Raw genomic sequence first — 18,009 nt, forward strand, 5'->3', positions numbered from 1 at the left:
TCAGTCTTTAGCCATACTATATGGCAATTATAAATTTGACAATTTATAAGCAGTCAAATATCTTTTTGTATTGAAATTAGGCTACCTTCTTAGATAGCTCAATAACCTCAGCTCCATTCTGCGTATGGGTTAGTTTTTCGCCCCACCACTTATATAGCTCAACCCTCTGGGTAAATCGCTCTCCACGATCATAGGCGCGCACCACTTCATTCCCATGCGCATGATCTAGCGCTAACTCTACAACATCCTGCTCAAAGCCGTTATCTCTGGCAAGTGTAGAGAAGGCGCTACGCCAGCCGTGTGGCGCATGCTTGCCTGCCATATTGAGTGTCACTCGATATGCCTTCTCAAGACTTTCTCTACTGATGTATTGATTACCAGTAGGCGAAGGAAATACATAACCTCGTCTGCCAAAAAGTTTCCCCCATGCCTTTAACTCTGCAGTGATTTGTGGGCTCAGAGGAATTCGGTGATCACCAATACGCGTGTGATCTTTCATCTTGGCTCGAGGTATTACCCAAATCGGAATATCTGCATCAAGATCAAACTCTTTCCACTCAGCTTGCACGACGTTACTAATACGTGTTGCACTAAATGCGAGAAGGCGATGAGCCGCTCTAACTGATGGTGAGAGACGTGCGGCATCTGCAGCACGTAAGAGGGCGCCTAAAGAATTCCAATCCAGTAATGCAGGCATCCGTCCATTGGTTTTCTTTCGAGGAAGAATTTCCTTCACTGGTGCAGCAGAATTACCCTCACACAAACCTTTTGCCTGTGCATAACGAAAGACACCATTGAGATGCTGCAAAATTCTTGTGGCAGTTTCTAGAACATCTCGTTTATTGATGGTCTCAATTGCCTTGGCAATAACGGATGGGGTGATGCTTTCAATAGGAAGCGCCCCCAGCGATTTATAAACATCTCGCTCAAAAGCCCTTTTGGATTTCGTGAAGTGGGTTGCACTCCATTCTTTCTCTTTCATGGAGAACCATTCTTCAGCTACAGCCTTGAAGGTGCTATCACTTTGAGATGCGGCATTGGCTCTATTAAGGCGCCTGGAGATGACTGGATTCTGGCCTTTGGTAAGACAGGCTTTGACCTCGTTTAGCTCTAGTCTTGCTTGTGCCAAGCTGTTTTGTGGATACCCGCCTATGGAATAACTTTTTTCTTTGCCTTCGATGCGATATTTGATGCGCCAAATAGCAGTTTGGGTCTGGGTGATAAGTAAATTAAGGCCTCGGCCATCTGCAAGCTTGCTGCCTGGGGCTGAGCGGTTGATGAAGCTCTTGATCCCTTTATCCGTAAGCTTTCCAGAAATACCCCCAACCATGTTTTTGACCCTGTTCGATTTTGCTCCGATACCCCCAATAATACCCCCAGCGTATTTGGATACAGCAGAATCTAGAAAGACCACAATGGGCGTACAGCCCTTTATCTACAAAGAAAAACGCCACCCTAGTGGGTGGCGTTAGACTGTTACGTACTTCAAAATGGTGGAGTCGGCGGGAATCGAACCCGCGTCCGCAAATCCTCTACAACAAGTTCTACATACTTAGTCATATCGTTTAATTTAGCCAGCTAGGCACAGATTGACATGTTCCACGCTGACGATTCACTAAGTTTTCGAATCATTCCCCGTGACATGAAATGATCTTATCTCTTGTATATGACCCTGATCTAGCTTGCGCTAGCTGACCCAAGAGAGAATCAGTTCAGGGGCAACCGCAATTAAGCGGCTAGTGCGAAACGTTCGTCGTTTGCAGTTATTACATTCCCATTGATTTACGAGATAACGGGTCCTCGGTATGCCCTTGATGCTTTGTAATCCACGTCGAAACCATGTCGACCCCAGAGTTCATGCATAAGAAACCCTATTTTAAGGCCGCCGACCTTAATTTGCTTAATATCTTTTGGCTTATTCCCTATTCGGGAAGATGATTTGTAGTAATTCGAGCGGTTTATTGATGATGTAATCCGCCCCCCAGGCTTCAGGCGGCTCTTTGCAGCCACAATATCCGTAAGCGGCTGCCACAGTCTTCATCCCAGCTGCTTTGCCTGCGAGAACATCTCTAATATCGTCTCCAACATAGATTGATCTCATGGGGTCAATATTCATCGATCTGGTGGCATGCAGAATAGGTTCGGGATGTGGCTTGGAATAAGGGGTGGTGTCTCCAGAAACAGTAGAAACAGCGCGCTGGCGCAGCCCCATCAGATCTGTCAGTGGGTTGGTAAAGCGCTCACTTTTGTTGGTAATAATTCCCCAGGGCAACTTTGCTTCATCCATTTGATCGAGTAAACGATCTATTCCCTCGAACAATTTGCTCTCCACTAGCAGTGCTTTTTCATAATTACTGAAAAACTCATCTCGCAGTGGGATGAAATCAACATGATCAGGAGCAATTCCAAAGGCTCCTTCTAGCAATCCACGGGCGCCAGCTGAGGCGTAAGGGCGCAGAAATTCATAAGGCTTAGGCGCTAGATTGCGTGCAATCAGCAATTTATTGGTTGCTGCCACTAAATCTGGTGCGGTATCGGCTAGCGTGCCGTCTAAGTCAAAAAAGATGCCTGCATAAGGACTTGAAAGATTGTTCACTGTTGCATTACTTTCGAACGGCAATCATGTAATTCACATCCACATCTTCACCTAGGCTGTATACCTGGGTAAGTGGGTTGTAGCTCATCCCTTTCATGCCAAGCATGTCTAGGCCTGCGTGACGCGTAAAGGTCACTAACTCGGAGGGCTTGATGAATTTAGCGTATTCGTGAGTGCCCTTTGGGAGTAGTTTCAGAATATATTCAGCGCCAATAATGGCGAATAAGTAGGATTTTGGATTGCGATTCAGCGTGCTGAAAAATAAAGTTCCACCCGGTTTACAGAGTTTTGCGCACGCACGCACTACTGATGCAGGGTCAGGAACGTGCTCTAGCATCTCCATGCAAGTCACTACGTCATATTGTTCTGGCTGCTCATCAGCCAGAGCTTCAGCTGAGATAGAGCGATAAGTAAGGTTTGCGCCCACTTCTAATGCATGTAATTCAGCAACCTTTAAGGCTTTCTCTGATAAATCAATACCAGTGGTGTCTGCACCTGACTGAGAAATAGACTCAGCCAAGATGCCACCACCACAGCCGATATCCACGACTTTTTTGCCTTCTAAATTCACAAAGGATTTAATCCAATTAAGGCGTAGCGGATTGATTGCATGGAGGGGCTTAAATTCGCTATTGGGATCCCACCAGCGATGGGCTAGGGCGCTAAATTTGGCGATTTCTGATTGGTCGACGTTCATATGGGTTGGCTAATTGTGAGGCAATAGAAGAAGTCTATGAATATAGCGGAAATAAAAAAGCCCGCTAGAAGCGGGCTTTTTTACAAGTAAAGTGAATTACTTAGCTGCTGTACCAACAACTTCGATGTCAGTACGGCGGTTCTTAGCGCGGCCTTCAGCAGTTGCATTTGATGCAACTGGATTGCTCTTGCCTTTAGATTCTGTGTAGATACGGCTACCGTCAACACCCTTGCTTACGAGGTATGACTTAACGGATTGCGCACGACGCTGACCGAGGGCCATGTTGTATGCATCTGTACCAACGCTGTCAGTGTTACCTACAGCGATGATTACTTCTAACTTGATCTTGCTTAAGTCAGCAGCGATCTTGTCCAAAGTAGCTTTACCTTCTGGTTTCAAGTCAGACTTGTTGAAGTCATAAAGTGTGTCAGCTTGTAAAGTGATCTTGCTTTGGCTAACGCCAGCAGGAGCAGCAGCAACCAATGCACCATCACAACCTTTAGCTGCAGTAGCAGGTGTCCAGTTGTTATCGCGCCAGCACAATGTGCCATCGCCGTTTTTCCAATTCAAGCCAGAGCTGTTTTCCCAGTTATCAGAAGCAATTGCTGCAGAAGCAGAAACAGTGATAACAGAAGCCAGCAACACTTTTAGGGTTTTGTTCATTTTTAGTCCTCAAAAATCTCTTTTTTAATTAAAGTCAAACTTAAATGTAATTCGCCCTACCTTGATGCAAAAACTGCAAAGCGACACATCTCAATTTCGTACAAACTGACAGAATCTTAGCATAGGGCCTACCTGTCATCAAAATGATATTATTTCTAGATGGAACAAGCCGCTAAAGAAACACTACCAATATCCCTCGAAGACGAAATGCGGCGGTCCTATTTGGACTACGCAATGAGCGTCATAGTCGGCAGAGCCCTGCCAGACGTACGTGACGGCCTCAAACCGGTTCACCGCCGGGTCTTATTCGCTATGTATGAATTAAACAACGATTGGAACCGAGCTTACAAAAAATCTGCCCGTATAGTTGGCGATGTAATCGGTAAATACCACCCGCACGGTGATTCTGCGGTGTATGACACGATCGTTCGGATGGCTCAGGACTTCTCTCTGCGCTATATGCTGGTTGACGGACAGGGTAACTTTGGCTCCGTAGACGGCGATAACGCTGCTGCGATGCGATATACCGAGATCCGCCTTCGCAAGATCGCACATGAGCTTTTGGCCGATTTGGACAAAGAAACAGTCGATTTTGGGCCAAATTACGACGGTAGCGAGAAAGAACCCCTGATTCTGCCTGCCAAAGTGCCTAATTTGCTCATAAATGGCAGTTCTGGCATTGCTGTAGGTATGGCGACCAATATCCCTCCCCATAACCTGGACGAGGTGGTTACAGCCTGTTTACACGTGTTGCACAACCCAGAATGCACGATTGATGAGCTCATCGAGATCATTCCAGCCCCGGATTTCCCGACCGCCGGCATTATTTATGGCGTTCAAGGAGTCCGTGAGGGCTATCGCACTGGCCGTGGTCGCGTGGTCATGCGTGCGAAGACTCACTTTGAAGATTTGGATAAGGGCGCACGTCAAGCCATCATCGTTGACGAGTTGCCATACCAAGTGAACAAAAAGAACTTGCTCGAGCGTATCGCTGAGTTGGTGAATGAGAAAAAAGTAGAAGGCATTTCTGATTTGCGTGATGAATCAGATAAATCCGGTATGCGCGTTGTGATTGAACTTAAGCGCGGTGAAGTGCCTGAAGTTGTTCTCAATAATTTGTATAAGAGCACTCAACTACAAGATAACTTCGGTATGAACATGGTGGCGTTGGTAGATAACCAGCCACGCCTGTTGAACTTGAAGCAAATGCTTGAGTACTTCTTGCAACATCGTCGTGAAGTAGTTACCCGTCGCACGATTTTTGAATTGCGCAAAGCTCGTGATCGTGGTCACGTTTTAGAGGGTTTAGCTGTTGCGTTAGCAAACATTGATGAGTTTATTGCGATTATTAAAGCCGCAGCGAACCCAGTTATTGCGAAGCAAGAGTTGATGGGTAAAGCTTGGGATTCATCGATGGTCCGTGAGATGTTAGCGCGCGCTGAGACTAATACGCCAGGAGGCCGTAACGCCTATCGCCCAGAAGGATTGCTACCTGAGTACGGCATGCAAACTACTGGTTTGTATCGCCTCTCTGATAGTCAAGCGCAAGAAATTTTACAAATGCGTTTGCAGCGCTTGACTGGTCTTGAGCAAGATAAGATTGTTAACGAATACAAAGAAGTGATGTCTGAGATTTCAGACTTGCTTGATTTGTTAGCAAAGCCAGAGCGCGTAACTCAAGTGATCGAATCTGAGTTGAAAGAAGTTCAAGCGGAGTTTGGTATTGCTGGTGGTGATACAGGTCGTCGCTCATTCATTGAAATGAATGCAACAGAACTCTTCACAGAAGATTTAATTACACCGCAAGATATGGTGGTGACTCTTTCTAATACTGGTTACATGAAGAGTCAGCCGCTGAGCGAATACCGCGCACAAAAACGTGGTGGACGTGGCAAACAAGCTGCAGCTACTAAGAATGAAGATTGGATTGACACACTCTTCGTTGCGAACACGCATGACATCATTTTGTGCTTCTCCGATCGCGGTCGCATGTATTGGCTCAAAGTTTGGGAAGTTCCACAGGGAAGTCGTACCTCGCGTGGCAAGCCAATCGTCAATATGTTCCCGCTAATTGAGGGTGAGAAGATCACTGTGATTCTTCCGATTAAGGGCTATCAAGACGATCATTACGTATTTATGGCTACTAGCCTGGGTACTGTGAAGAAGACTCGCTTGTCTGACTTCTCTAATCCACGTAAGGCCGGAATTATTGCTGTTGACCTTAATGAAAATGACTTCTTGGTTGGCGCAGCGATTACTGATGGCCAGCATGATGTGATGTTGTTCTCAGATGCTGGTAAGGCAGTGCGCTTTGACGAGAACGATGTTCGTCCAATGGGTCGTACGGCTCGTGGTGTACGCGGTATGAATTTAGCTGAAGGTCATCAAGTGATTGCCATGTTGGTTGCGCCTGCAGAAGCTGCAGAAGGCGCCGAGGCAGCTGTGGTTGATGCAAATGGAGTTGCTATTCCAAGTAGCGTATTGACTGCGACAGAGAATGGATACGGTAAACGCACGCCTATCGCTGAATACACTCGTCATGGTCGTGGCACTAAGGGCATGATTGCGATTCAGACTTCGGAGCGTAATGGCAAAGTGGTTGCTGCTGCTCTGGTGTCGCCAGAAGATCAAATCATGTTGATTACTACCGGCGGTATTTTGGTACGTACTCGTGTTTCTGAAATTCGTGAAATGGGCCGCGCTACTCAAGGCGTTACTCTGATTAACGTTGATGAAGGTACACGCCTGTCTGGCCTGCAGCGTATTGCTGAGAGTGATTCCGATGACGAAGGTGATGTTGATGATGCAGAAGAAGGTGATGTCACTGCTGATCCAACAGCGGACTCTAATTCTGATACGGCAGGTGACGCGTAAAGCGTCGCCATACGAGTAACTAACATCATGACTTTTGACCGCCGCATTTTTAATTTCGCAGCGGGGCCTGCTACTTTGCCTGAAGAGGTATTGAAGCAGGCTGCCGATGAAATGCTCAATTGGCGTGGGCTCGGTACGAGCGTGATGGAGATCAGTCACCGTAGTAAAGAGTTCATGCAAGTGTATGAAGAGGTGGTGCAAGATTTGCGCACCCTCATGAATATTCCTGATGGCTACGAGATTTTGCTCTTGCAAGGCGGTGGTCTTGGACAAAATGCAGCTATCCCAATGAACCTGATGCCTTTGGCTAAGAATGGACCAAAGGCGGATTACATTGTTACTGGCGTCTGGTCAGAAAAATCTTATAAAGAAGCGCAGAAGTACGGAATTGCAAATTTAGTTGCTTCATCTGCTGCAGAAAAATTCAACACGATTCCTTCAAGAGATGCATGGAAGCTATCGAGTGATGCTGCTTATGTTCTTTACTGCGCTAATGAAACCATCGGTGGCGTGGAATTTCCAGATGTACCTGATGTTGGTAGTACTCCACTGGTTGCTGATATTTCTAGCAACATCCTTTCTAAAGAAATGGATGTCAGTAAGTGCGCCGTTTGGTTTGGTGGTGCGCAGAAAAATATCGGTCCTTCTGGCGTGACGATTTTGATTGTGCGTAAGGACCTCATTGGCCACAGCATGGGTATTACCCCAACGATTTGGGATTGGGCTGTGCAGTCAAATACTCAATCCATGATTAATACGCCCCCAACATTCTCGATCTACATGGCTGGCCTAGGCTTTAAATGGCTGCTTAAGCAGGGCGGCGTCAAAGCTATTGAAAAGCGCAATCAAGAAAAAGCAGATTTGCTCTACAACTTCTTAGATCAAAGCGGTTTGTATGAGAATCGCGTCACCAAAGAATATCGTTCACGTATGAACGTGACTTTCTTCTTAAAAGATGAGAACCTAAATGCAGCGTTTTTGGCGCAATCAAACGCAGCTGGTTTGGTTGCTTTGCGTGGTCATAAAGCTGCAGGCGGTATGCGTGCGAGCATCTATAACGCTATGCCCATTGAAGGCGTAAAAGCCTTGATTGAATTTATGCGCGACTTTGAAAGGCGGGCTTAATGAGTACTGAAGAACAGCGCTTAGCTCCCTTGCGGGAAAAAATTGACGCATTGGATGCGCAAATTTTAGATTTACTCACTCAGCGTGCAAAAGCAGCGCAAGAAGTGGGTCATGTTAAAGGTGGCTTTGCCTCACCTGTGTTCCGTCCTGAGCGAGAGCGTCAGGTGATTGCATGTTTGCAAGATATCAACGCTGGTCCATTGCTTCCGGATGGTATTGCCGCAATTTGGCGTGAAGTGATGTCGGCGTGTAGGGCGCTAGAGGCTCGCCAAACGATTGCTTATCTTGGTCCAGTAGGAACATTTTCTGAGCAAGCAGCACAAACCTATTTCGGTCACTCAATTGCCGGCTTACCTTGCGCAAGTTTGGATGAGGTGTTTAAGGCGGTTGAGAAGGGCGCGGCTCAATTTGGTGTAGTGCCTGTAGAAAACTCAAGTGAAGGCGCTATTTCTCGCACATTGGATTTATTGCTCGACTCCTCTATGCGTATTAGCGGTGAGGTAGTGCTACCAATTCGCCATCATTTATTGACTAAAAGTGGCAGCTTAGATGGTGTAACTACAGTTTGTGCTCATGCTCAAGCATTGGCACAGTGTCAACAATGGTTAAGCGTACATGCTCCGCAATTAAAGCGTCAGGCAGTCAGCAGTAATGCAGAGGCCGCTCGTATGGCGGCGAGTGATCCTACTTTGGCCGCTATCGCTGGTGATCCAGCGCAAGAAGCGTATGGTTTGCAGGTAGTGGCTGCGCAGATTCAGGATGACCCTCATAACCGCACACGCTTTGTTGTAGTTGGTAACTATGCATGCCAGTCAACCGGAAAAGATCAAACTTCTCTAGTCCTCTCGGTTGATAACCAGCCGGGCGCTGTACATCGCTTGTTAGCTCCTTTGGCAAAGCATGGCGTTTCGATGAACCGCTTTGAGTCCCGCCCAGCTCGCAAGGGCACTTGGGAATATCACTTCTACATTGATATTGCTGGCCATTCAGATGATGACAAGGTAGTGAAAGCGCTTGATGAGCTCAAGGGGGTTGCCGCTTTTTATAAGAACCTGGGCTCCTATCCGCATTCGGCTTAATCAAGTTAAAAGTTATCCTCAAACTTAATAAAACATTAACTAAACCAAATGACTTCTAAGATTGGTCTAAAACACATTCACGCGATTGCCCCTTATGTTGGCGGGCGACCTATTAGTGAGGTTGCACGTGAATATGGTTTGGATGAAAGCAAGATTGTGAAGCTGGCTTCCAATGAAAACCCATTGGGTATGCCTAAGTCTGCGCAAGATGCGATGCTGAAAGCGGCGAGTGATTTAGGTCGCTACCCCGATTCCAATGGTTTTGAATTAAAGAATGTATTAGCCAGTCGTTTAGGTGTGCCAACGGATTGGATTACCTTGGGTAATGGCAGTAACGATATTTTGGAATTGGCTGCACGCGCAGTAGCGCAGGCGGGCGATGAAGTTATTTTCTCTAAACATGCATTTGCTGTTTATCCGCTGGCTACGCAGGCTGTTGGCGCTAAAGCAATTGAAGTTGCTGCTACGGATATCTATGGCCATGATTTACCGGCCATGTTGGCGGCAATTAAAGCCTCTGGCGATAAAGCCAAGCTGGTGTTCGTAGCTAACCCCAATAATCCTACTGGTAGTTATTTAACGGCCAAGGAAATTGAAGATTTCTTGGTGGCGGTTCCTTCTAATGTGGTGGTGGTGCTTGATGAGGCTTATAACGAGTACCTGACTTCTGAGCAGCGCTACGATGCAATTGCCTGGGTAAAGCGTTTCCCGAACATGATCTTGTCAAGGAGCTTTTCCAAGGCCTATGGCTTGGCAGGCTTGCGCATTGGTTATGGCGTAGCCCAGCCTCACCTTACCGATCTCTTAAATCGTATTCGTCAGCCATTCAATGTCAATAGTCTGGCTCAGGCTGCAGCGATTGCAGCCTTTCAAGATACAGAATTCTTGCAGCAAGGTTTTGAGCTCAATCGCGCAGGCTATGCCCAGCTTACTAAAGCCTTTGACGCATTAGGTTTGCGCTATCTGCCATCCGCAGGTAACTTTGTTCTTGTCAAAGTTGGTGATGACGACCAAGCTGGCGCACGTATGAATTTGGAATTACTCAAGCGCGGCATTATTGTTCGTCCTGTGGGTAATTATGGCTTGCCACAGTGGCTACGTATTTCAATTGGTCTGCCAGAAGAGAATGCGGCATTCATTGCGGCCCTAAAAGAAATAAGTTCAGAAATACTTTCCTAATGAGCATCATTAACCCATCAAGTAACTACGGCACTGTCACTATCGTAGGTGTTGGCTTGATTGGCGCCTCCTTAGGTTTAGCGCTCAAGCAGGCCGGTGTAGTAACCAAAGTTCTAGGCGTGGGTCGCAGTAAAGAAAATTTGGATCAAGCTCTAAAGATGGGTGCGATTGATGATGTAGTAGATTTGGATGAGGCTGCCAAGCAATCCGATGTGATAGTGCTGTGTGTGCCAGTCGCACAAATGCGTACTGCATTTGAAGTGATTGAGCCTCATCTGGAGCCTCGCACCATGATTACTGATGCGGGTAGCACTAAAGGGGATGTCATCCTAGCTGCTAAAGAGGTATTGGGTAAGAAAGCATGCCAGTTTGTTCCTGCCCATCCGATTGCAGGTGGCGCTCAGCATGGAGCAAGCGCTGCTAAGGCTGATTTATTTCAAGGCAAGCAAACCATTATTTGCCCATTACAAGAGAACTCTCCGCAGGACACTGATTTAATCACTGGCTTTTGGGAAAGTGTTGGCTCTGAGGTGAAAAAGATTGGTGTTGTGCAGCATGACGCAATTTACGCAGCTGTTTCACACCTCCCGCATCTCTTATCCTATGCCTTAATGGCCAGCGTTGTGAACTCTGAAGATGCTGATCAAAAATTAAGTCACGTAGGCGCCGGCTTTAAGGATTTCACGCGCATAGCTGCTTCTAGTCCTGAAATGTGGCGCGATATTTGCTTGGGCAATCGCACTGCTATTTTGAAAGAGTTAGATCAGTACCTATTAATCGTCAATCACATGCGCAAACTCATAGCTGAAAATGATGCCGCTGGATTGGAGAAGTTATTTAATAAGGCCAGCAAGGCGCGTCAAGATCTGGATGTGCTTTGATGAGTGGTTTGCCAGACATTACGATTGGGCCGTTTAAGCAAGCGCAAGGCGAGATTGTGTTGCCGGGATCGAAAAGCATCTCTAATCGTGCACTGTTGCTTGCAGCTCTTTCTTCCGGCACAACTACTCTCAAGAACTTGTTGGATGCTGACGATACCCAAGTAATGCGTAATGCTTTGCGTCAGTTAGGCTTATCTGTCACAGATAAGGCTGACAAGGTTTGTGTCGTCGAGGGTTGCGGTGGCAAATTTCCCGTGCAGAATGCAGACCTCTTTATGGGTAATGCTGGTACTGCAATTCGTCCTCTTGCTGCAGCATTAGCCATGCAAGGCGGCAACTATCGTTTGTCTGGCGTAGCGCGCATGCACGAAAGGCCGATTCGCGATTTAGTCGATGGATTGCGTCAAGTGGGCGCGAAGATTGAATACGAGTTACAAGAAGGTTATCCTCCAATCAAAATCATAGCGGCAGATATTCAGATTAAAGATGTCGTTAAAGTGCGTGGCGATGTATCGAGTCAGTTCTTGACTGCATTGCTGATGGCTTTACCGCTAGTGGCAAATGAGCCTGTTCGTATTGAAGTGATTGATGAGCTCATCTCTCGTCCTTACATTGATATCACTCTGAAATTGATGGCACGTTTTGGTGTCACAGTTGCATGTCCTGATGCGCAATCATTCATCATTCCTGCAAAAACATCAGGCGCTGTATACAAAAGTCCTGGCGAGCTATCTGTAGAGGGAGATGCATCTTCAGCCTCTTACTTCTTAGCGCTCGGTGCTATTGGTGGCGGCCCTGTGAAAGTATTGGGTGTTGGTAAAGACAGCATACAAGGTGATGTGGCGTTCGCAGACGCACTTGCGCTAATGGGTGCAAAGATTAATGCCGGTGAAGATTGGATTGAAGTATCTGGCGTGAAGAATGCCAACGGCAAACTCAATGGGATCACAATTGATTGCACTGAAATTCCGGATGCGGCGATGACACTGGCCGTTGCTGCATTATTCGCAGAGGGCCCAACGCGCTTGAATAGTATTGCTAGCTGGCGAGTGAAAGAAACTGATCGTATTGCTGCAATGGCTAAAGAGTTAAAAAAGGTTGGCGCGATCGTTGAAGAGGGCGTTGATTACATTGTTGTACAAGCGCCCACTTCTCAAAGTGATTGGAAGTCACCGACTGAAGGTATTGATACTTACGATGACCATCGTATGGCGATGTGCTTCTCACTCGCTGCATTTGGTCCAAATGCACTCAAGATCAATGATCCTAATTGTGTGGCAAAAACTTTCCCTACCTATTTCGCGGAATTTGCGAAAGTAGTCAGTTAACTCCATTACTACTAATGAACCTGCCACCAGTCATTGCAATTGACGGACCAACTGCTTCAGGCAAAGGGACGGTTGCTTCACTTGTTGCTGAAAAGTTGGGATTCCATTACTTGGATAGTGGCGCCCTCTATCGTTTGGTTGCTCTAGCAAGCGAAAAACAGGGAATTGATGTCAAAAACGGCCCAGAATTGGGCCTTTTAGTTCCTAAATTATTGATTTCATTCAAAAATGGGCAAATTTTTCTGAATGGCGAGGACGTCTCCGAGGCTATTCGCAAGGAAAATATCGGTTTAAGAGCCTCTGCTCTAGCGGTTCACCCCGAAGTAAGAGCGAACTTAGTGGGCCTGCAGCGTAGTTTTCGGCAATCCCCAGGCCTGGTGGCTGATGGCAGGGACATGGCCAGCGTCATATTCCCGGATGCTGTTTTGAAGGTTTTCTTGACGGCAACAGCCGCCGCCAGAGCTGAACGTCGCTATAAGCAATTGATAGCTAAGGGAATTTCTGCTAAACTTGAGGACTTGCTGCAAGATTTGCAGGAGCGCGATGCCAGAGACAGTAGTCGATGTACCGCACCCTTGTTAGTTGCAGATGGTGCAAAAGTGCTTGAAACATCAGATTTGTCGATAGATCAAGCAGTTAAGATAGTTTTGGATTGGTATCAATCTGCGATTGCTTAGTTTTGTAAGTTTTAGGTAGTTGGTTGTAAGCAGTAGTTTTGGTGTCTTAAGAAACTCCACAACGCGACTTTTCATTAGCGTGTTTCTTGAAGACTTTTTTAACCTAACCCGTCAGGCCTTCTGGCGGCACAAAGTGAATACACATGTCTGAATCATTTGCAGAATTATTTGAAGAATCATTAACCCGATCGAATATGAAGACCGGCCAAGTTATTTCGGCTGAAGTTCTTCGCATCGACCATAACTTCGTCGTTGTTAACGCTGGCTTGAAGTCTGAAGCGTTTATTCCTGTTGAAGAATTCCATAACGACGCTGGCGAGATTGAAGTAGCTCCTGGCGATTTCGTTTCTGTTGCTATTGACGCTCTTGAGAACGGCTATGGCGACACAATCCTTTCCCGTGACAAAGCTAAGCGCTTGGCTTCATGGATGAACTTGGAAAAAGCTCTCGAGCAAGCTGAGATCGTTACCGGTACTGTTACTGGTAAGGTTAAAGGCGGCTTGACTGTAATGGTTAACGGTATCCGCGCATTCTTGCCTGGATCACTCGTTGATACACGTCCAATCAAAGACACCAGCCCTTACGAAGGTAAGACGATGGAGTTCAAGGTTATCAAGCTTGACCGTAAACGTAACAACGTAGTGTTGTCACGTCGCGCTGTTGTTGAAGCTAGCCAAGGTGAAGAGCGTGCTAAGTTGATGTCTAACCTTAAAGAGGGCGCAGTGGTTACTGGCCTCGTTAAGAACATCACTGATTACGGCGCATTCGTTGACCTCGGTGGTATCGATGGCCTCTTGCACATCACTGACTTGGCATGGCGTCGCGTGCGTCACCCAAGCGAGATGTTGACTGTTGGTCAAGAAGTTACCGCTAAGATTTTGAAGTTCGATCAAGAGAAGAACCGTGTTTCACTCGGCGTGAAGCAATTAGGTGATGATCCTTGGGTTGGTATCGCTCGTCGTTACCCACCGAACACCCGTTTATTCGGCAAAGTAACCAACTTGACTGACTACGGCGCATTCGTTGAAATCGAATCTGGTATCGAAGGTTTGGTACACGTTTCTGAAATGGACTGGACTAACAAGAACGTTGCTCCAAGCAAAGCTACTGCATTGGGAACTGAAGTTGAAGTAATGGTTCTGGATATTGATGAAGACAAGCGTCGTATTAGCTTGGGCATCAAGCAGTGCAAAGCAAATCCATGGGAAGAGTTCTCACGTGCACAGCAAAAAGGCGACAAATTGACTGGCGCAATCAAGTCTATTACTGACTTCGGTGTGTTTATTGGCTTGCCTGGCGGTATCGACGGTTTAGTTCATCTCTCAGACCTCTCATGGAATGAGCCAGGCGAAGAAGCTGTTAAGAAATACAAAAAAGGTGATGAAGTTGAAGCCACTGTATTGGCAATTGATGTTGAGAAAGAGCGTATCTCTCTCGGTATTAAGCAATTGTCTGGCGACCCATTCAACAACTACACATCTGTCAGCGACAAGGGTAGCCTCGTTACTGGTACTGTGAAAGCTGTTGACGCTAAGGGTGCAACTATTCACTTGGCTGATGAAGTTGAAGCTTACTTACGTGCTTCTGAGATCTCAACAGATCGCGTTGAAGATGCACGCAATGTATTGAAAGAAGGCGACAGCGTTACTGCAATGATCATTAATATTGATCGTAAGTCACGCGTTATCAATCTTTCAATCAAAGCAAAAGACAGCTCTGATCAACAAGATGCAATGAGCAAGCTCCAAGGTGATGCGCAGTCTGGCACTACCAATTTGGGCGCTTTGTTAAAAGCAAAATTGGATAATCAAGGCTAATCAATATCGCCGCTTTCCATTAGGAGGGCGGCGATTTTTTATTGATAGATCATGACAGATCAAGAGCAACAAGCAATTACCCGCTCCGAACTAGTAGAGAGTCTCGCGGAACAGTTTCCGCAGCTTTTGCCTAGGGACGTGGAGTTAGCGGTAAAAACTTTGCTGGACACAATGACTCATGCTTTGGCTGAGGGTAAGCGTATTGAACTGCGCGGTGTGGGAAGTTTTGTACTTCACCATCGTCCTGCGCGTACAGGTCGCAATCCAAAGTCTGGCGAGAAAGTATTGATTCCAGAAAAGCGCGTGCCACACTTTAAGCCTGGCAAAGAGTTGCGTGAGCGAGTAGATTACAAGCCTTTGAAGCAGGCGGGCCCCAAAGAGGGTTCTGGTGCCTAAGATTCAGGCTCAACCTCAGTGGTCCATTCGGGCCATTTTTTTATTTAAATTCTGCACGCCATGATTCAGATAGCAACCGCTTGGCTATTACTCTTGCCAGTCATGTTTGGCATTGGTTGGCTAGCCGCCCGTTGGGATTTACGTCTTGAGAATCGCATGGATGAGCGCGAGCGCATGCGTCAGCAACGCTCAACTTTTAAAGGCTTAAGTCTTTTACTGAATGAACAGCCTGATCAAGCTATTGAAACCTTGGTCAAAATTGCACAGCTAGACCCAGAGACCATCGAGCTTCATTTCTCATTGGGTAATTTATTTCGCCGTCGTGGCGAGACTGAACGTGCTATTCGGGTGCATCAACACTTAGCTAACCGTGATGACTTAAAGCCTCGCGATCGTGATCATGCTGCCTATGAGCTAGGCCGCGACTTTTTACGCGCGGGATTGCTTGATCGAGCCGAAGCATCATTAAATCGTGTGGGCAATGGCAAGTACGCCGAGCCGGCAAAAGAAAGTTTGTTGCAGATGTATCAGATTGAGCATGATTGGCAAAAAGCCATCATTGCTGCTAGTGAGCTTGAAAGCATACAAGGCAAATCACACAATACTGAAATCGCACAATTTCACTGCGAGCTTGGTCAAGAGGCTTTACGTCGCAAAGACTTGGTTGAAGCTGAGCAATCGATACAGCGCGCTTTGCAGGCCGTGCCAAATCATGCACGTGCTTTAATTTTGCAAGGCGATTACCTGATGGCGATGGAGCGGCCAACTCAAGCGATCGAGGCGTGGAGTGTGATTGCTAGAACACATCCTGCCTATATGCATTTATTGGCAGATCGTTGGATGCTTGCACATGCAGCCATCGGTAAAGAGAGCGAAGGTTTAGATAGTCTCTGTGCATTGCTTAAAACCCAAGCTACAGGTGAGTTACTTGATATTGTGCATAAGCACTTGATGAAAATTCGCGGTCCTGAGGCCGCTAATGCGATGTTGTCTGATGTAATGCAGCATTCACCGACTTTGATTGCGTTATCTAAGCTGGCTGAAACACGTTTGGCACTAGAAGAAGGAAGCGCCAATCCCGAAAGATTATTGGAGTTGCAATCAATTTTGAGTCTCTTGCGCCAGCGCACCACCAGCTTGGCTCGCTACACTTGTGGTAACTGTGGCTTTAGGGCAAGAAGATTTTATTGGCAATGCCCTGGTTGTAATCATTGGGAGGCATACTCACCAAGACGAAGTGAAGGTGCTGCACCTAGCGGCCCTTCAATGTAAAGAAATTTGGAGATAGATTGAAAGTTACCATCATCGGCAGTGGCTACGTAGGTCTCGTGACAGGCGCATGTTTGGCTGAACAGGGCAACAATGTCTTTTGCGTTGACGTAGATCCTAAAAAGATTGAGATTCTCAATTCTGGTGGGGTGCCTATTTACGAGCCTGGTCTTAAAGAGATGATTGAACGTAACAGAGCTGCTGGCCGCTTGCAGTTCTCAACTGATATCGCTGCTTCTGTTGCTCACGGCGATATTCAATTTATTGCTGTCGGCACGCCTCCGGATGAGGATGGATCGGCTGATCTTCAGTATGTAGTGGCAGCTGCCCGCAATATTGGGCGCCATATGACCACTCCTAAAGTGATTGTTGATAAATCGACGGTTCCAGTCGGCACTGCAGATAAAGTATCTGACGCGATTACTGAAGAGTTGGAAAAAAGAAATCTCTCACCAGAACTTTGCTCTGTTGTTTCAAATCCTGAGTTCCTTAAAGAAGGCGCCGCAGTTGAAGACTTTATGCGTCCTGACCGTATTGTGATTGGCACTGAGGCTACTCCTGCAGGAATGCGTGCTAAAGAGCAAATGCGCAAGCTCTATGCTCCATTTAATCGTCACCATGAGCGTACGTATTACATGGATGTCAAAAGTGCAGAGCTTACTAAATATGCAGCCAATGCCATGTTGGCAACTCGCATTTCCTTTATGAACGAGTTAGCTAATTTGGCGGACTTAGTGGGCGCTGATATTGAAGCGGTGCGCCAAGGCATTGGTTCAGATACTCGTATTGGCTATGGATTCTTATATTCTGGTACCGGGTATGGCGGCTCATGCTTCCCTAAGGATGTATCAGCCTTATCAAAGACTGCTAAAGAGCATGGCCGAGATCTCAAGATCCTTGATGCCGTAGAAGCGGTTAATGAATTGCAAAAGTACATCTTGGTTGAAAAAATCGAGAAGCGTTTTGGCGCCGACCTTACGGGAATGAAGTTTGCTTTATGGGGACTAGCCTTCAAACCAAACACTGACGATATGCGCGAAGCACCTAGCCGCGTGATTATTCAAGAATTGGTTAAACGTGGCGCCCAGGTAATCGCTCACGATCCAGTAGCGATGCCAGAAGCTGGGCATTGCCTAGAGTTAGACTTTAAGGGCAACCCGGAAGGGCTCAAGCAAGTGTCAATGACTGATGACCCCATGAGCGCCTTAGATGGTGCTGATGCTCTCATCATTGCGACTGAGTGGAAAGCCTTTAGAAGTCCAGATTTTGATGAAGTGATGCAAAAACTTAAACGTGCGATTATTTTTGATGGCCGTAATCTCTATGAGCCTGCTTCTATGCAAGAATTGGGTATTGAGTACCACGGTATTGGGCGACATAATTAAGCAGTATTAGATTAATTGGCATTAAAAATAAAATAAAAATACA

The 18,009-nt window shown here is 46.6% G+C and carries 14 protein-coding genes, 1 other RNA gene and 1 pseudogene; 11 read left to right on the plus strand and 5 right to left on the minus strand.

Annotated features, from left to right (window positions below):
* Positions 1–76: 76 nt before the first annotated feature.
* The 5 genes from ICN36_RS06450 to ompA all read right to left on the minus strand — a co-directional run bounded on the left by ICN36_RS06450 (position 77) and on the right by ompA (position 3,956).
* Complete coding sequence (locus tag ICN36_RS06450; RefSeq protein WP_216227536.1) at positions 77–1,330, minus strand: integrase arm-type DNA-binding domain-containing protein; 1,254 nt, start codon at positions 1,328–1,330, stop codon at positions 77–79.
* Positions 1,331–1,491: 161 nt separating this feature from the next.
* Positions 1,492–1,850: a transfer-messenger RNA gene (ssrA, locus tag ICN36_RS06455) on the minus strand.
* A gap of 65 nt (positions 1,851–1,915) precedes the next feature.
* The gene (locus tag ICN36_RS06460; RefSeq protein ID WP_216227537.1) at positions 1,916–2,596 is read right to left on the minus strand and encodes an HAD-IA family hydrolase; all 681 of its coding nucleotides are present in this window, start codon (positions 2,594–2,596) and stop codon (positions 1,916–1,918) included.
* Positions 2,597–2,603: 7 nt separating this feature from the next.
* Positions 2,604–3,293, minus strand: a complete 690-nt coding sequence (gene ubiG / locus ICN36_RS06465) for a bifunctional 2-polyprenyl-6-hydroxyphenol methylase/3-demethylubiquinol 3-O-methyltransferase UbiG (protein ID WP_216227538.1) — start codon at positions 3,291–3,293, stop codon at positions 2,604–2,606.
* A 96-nt stretch (positions 3,294–3,389) separates the two neighbouring features.
* Positions 3,390–3,956 carry an outer membrane protein OmpA gene (gene ompA, locus ICN36_RS06470; protein WP_216227539.1) on the minus strand — a complete coding sequence of 189 codons (567 nt, stop codon included), beginning with the start codon at positions 3,954–3,956 and terminating at the stop codon, positions 3,390–3,392.
* A 159-nt stretch (positions 3,957–4,115) separates the two neighbouring features.
* Between ompA and gyrA the strand changes: the two genes are divergently transcribed.
* From gyrA to ICN36_RS06525, 11 genes and pseudogenes are all read left to right on the plus strand, one after another.
* Positions 4,116–6,830: a DNA gyrase subunit A gene (gene gyrA, locus ICN36_RS06475; protein ID WP_216227540.1), complete on the plus strand. Its 2,715-nt coding sequence runs from the start codon at positions 4,116–4,118 to the stop codon at positions 6,828–6,830.
* A 27-nt stretch (positions 6,831–6,857) separates the two neighbouring features.
* Positions 6,858–7,955, plus strand: a complete 1,098-nt coding sequence (gene serC, locus ICN36_RS06480) for a 3-phosphoserine/phosphohydroxythreonine transaminase (protein WP_216227541.1) — start codon at positions 6,858–6,860, stop codon at positions 7,953–7,955.
* Positions 7,955–9,034 (plus strand): prephenate dehydratase, encoded by a 1,080-nt coding sequence (gene pheA, locus ICN36_RS06485; protein ID WP_216227542.1) that lies wholly within the window; start codon positions 7,955–7,957, stop codon positions 9,032–9,034. Before serC ends, pheA begins: the two co-directional genes overlap by 1 nt.
* Before the next feature lie 48 nt (positions 9,035–9,082).
* On the plus strand, positions 9,083–10,213 hold the full coding sequence (gene hisC / locus ICN36_RS06490; protein WP_216227543.1) for a histidinol-phosphate transaminase: 1,131 nt from the start codon (positions 9,083–9,085) through the stop codon (positions 10,211–10,213).
* A complete protein-coding gene (locus tag ICN36_RS06495; protein ID WP_216227544.1) occupies positions 10,213–11,094 on the plus strand; it encodes a prephenate dehydrogenase/arogenate dehydrogenase family protein in 882 nt (293 codons plus the stop codon). The genes hisC and ICN36_RS06495 overlap by 1 nt, the downstream gene beginning before the upstream one ends.
* 8 nt (positions 11,095–11,102) lie before the next feature.
* A complete protein-coding gene (gene aroA, locus ICN36_RS06500; RefSeq protein ID WP_216227721.1) occupies positions 11,103–12,422 on the plus strand; it encodes a 3-phosphoshikimate 1-carboxyvinyltransferase in 1,320 nt (439 codons plus the stop codon).
* Between the two features lie 14 nt (positions 12,423–12,436).
* A complete protein-coding gene (cmk, locus tag ICN36_RS06505; RefSeq protein ID WP_216227545.1) occupies positions 12,437–13,099 on the plus strand; it encodes a (d)CMP kinase in 663 nt (220 codons plus the stop codon).
* 143 nt (positions 13,100–13,242) lie between these two features.
* Positions 13,243–14,916: a 30S ribosomal protein S1 gene (gene rpsA, locus ICN36_RS06510; protein ID WP_068324328.1), complete on the plus strand. Its 1,674-nt coding sequence runs from the start codon at positions 13,243–13,245 to the stop codon at positions 14,914–14,916.
* Between the two features lie 51 nt (positions 14,917–14,967).
* Positions 14,968–15,306 (plus strand): annotated as a pseudogene (locus ICN36_RS06515) (integration host factor subunit beta); the annotation flags it as partial.
* A gap of 66 nt (positions 15,307–15,372) precedes the next feature.
* Positions 15,373–16,584: a lipopolysaccharide assembly protein LapB gene (gene lapB / locus ICN36_RS06520; protein WP_216227546.1), complete on the plus strand. Its 1,212-nt coding sequence runs from the start codon at positions 15,373–15,375 to the stop codon at positions 16,582–16,584.
* Between the two features lie 17 nt (positions 16,585–16,601).
* Positions 16,602–17,966: a UDP-glucose/GDP-mannose dehydrogenase family protein gene (locus ICN36_RS06525; RefSeq protein ID WP_216227547.1), complete on the plus strand. Its 1,365-nt coding sequence runs from the start codon at positions 16,602–16,604 to the stop codon at positions 17,964–17,966.
* Positions 17,967–18,009: the final 43 nt, after the last annotated feature.

This window comes from Polynucleobacter sp. UK-Gri1-W3 (genome assembly GCF_018881595.1).
Lineage (GTDB): Bacteria > Pseudomonadota > Gammaproteobacteria > Burkholderiales > Burkholderiaceae > Polynucleobacter.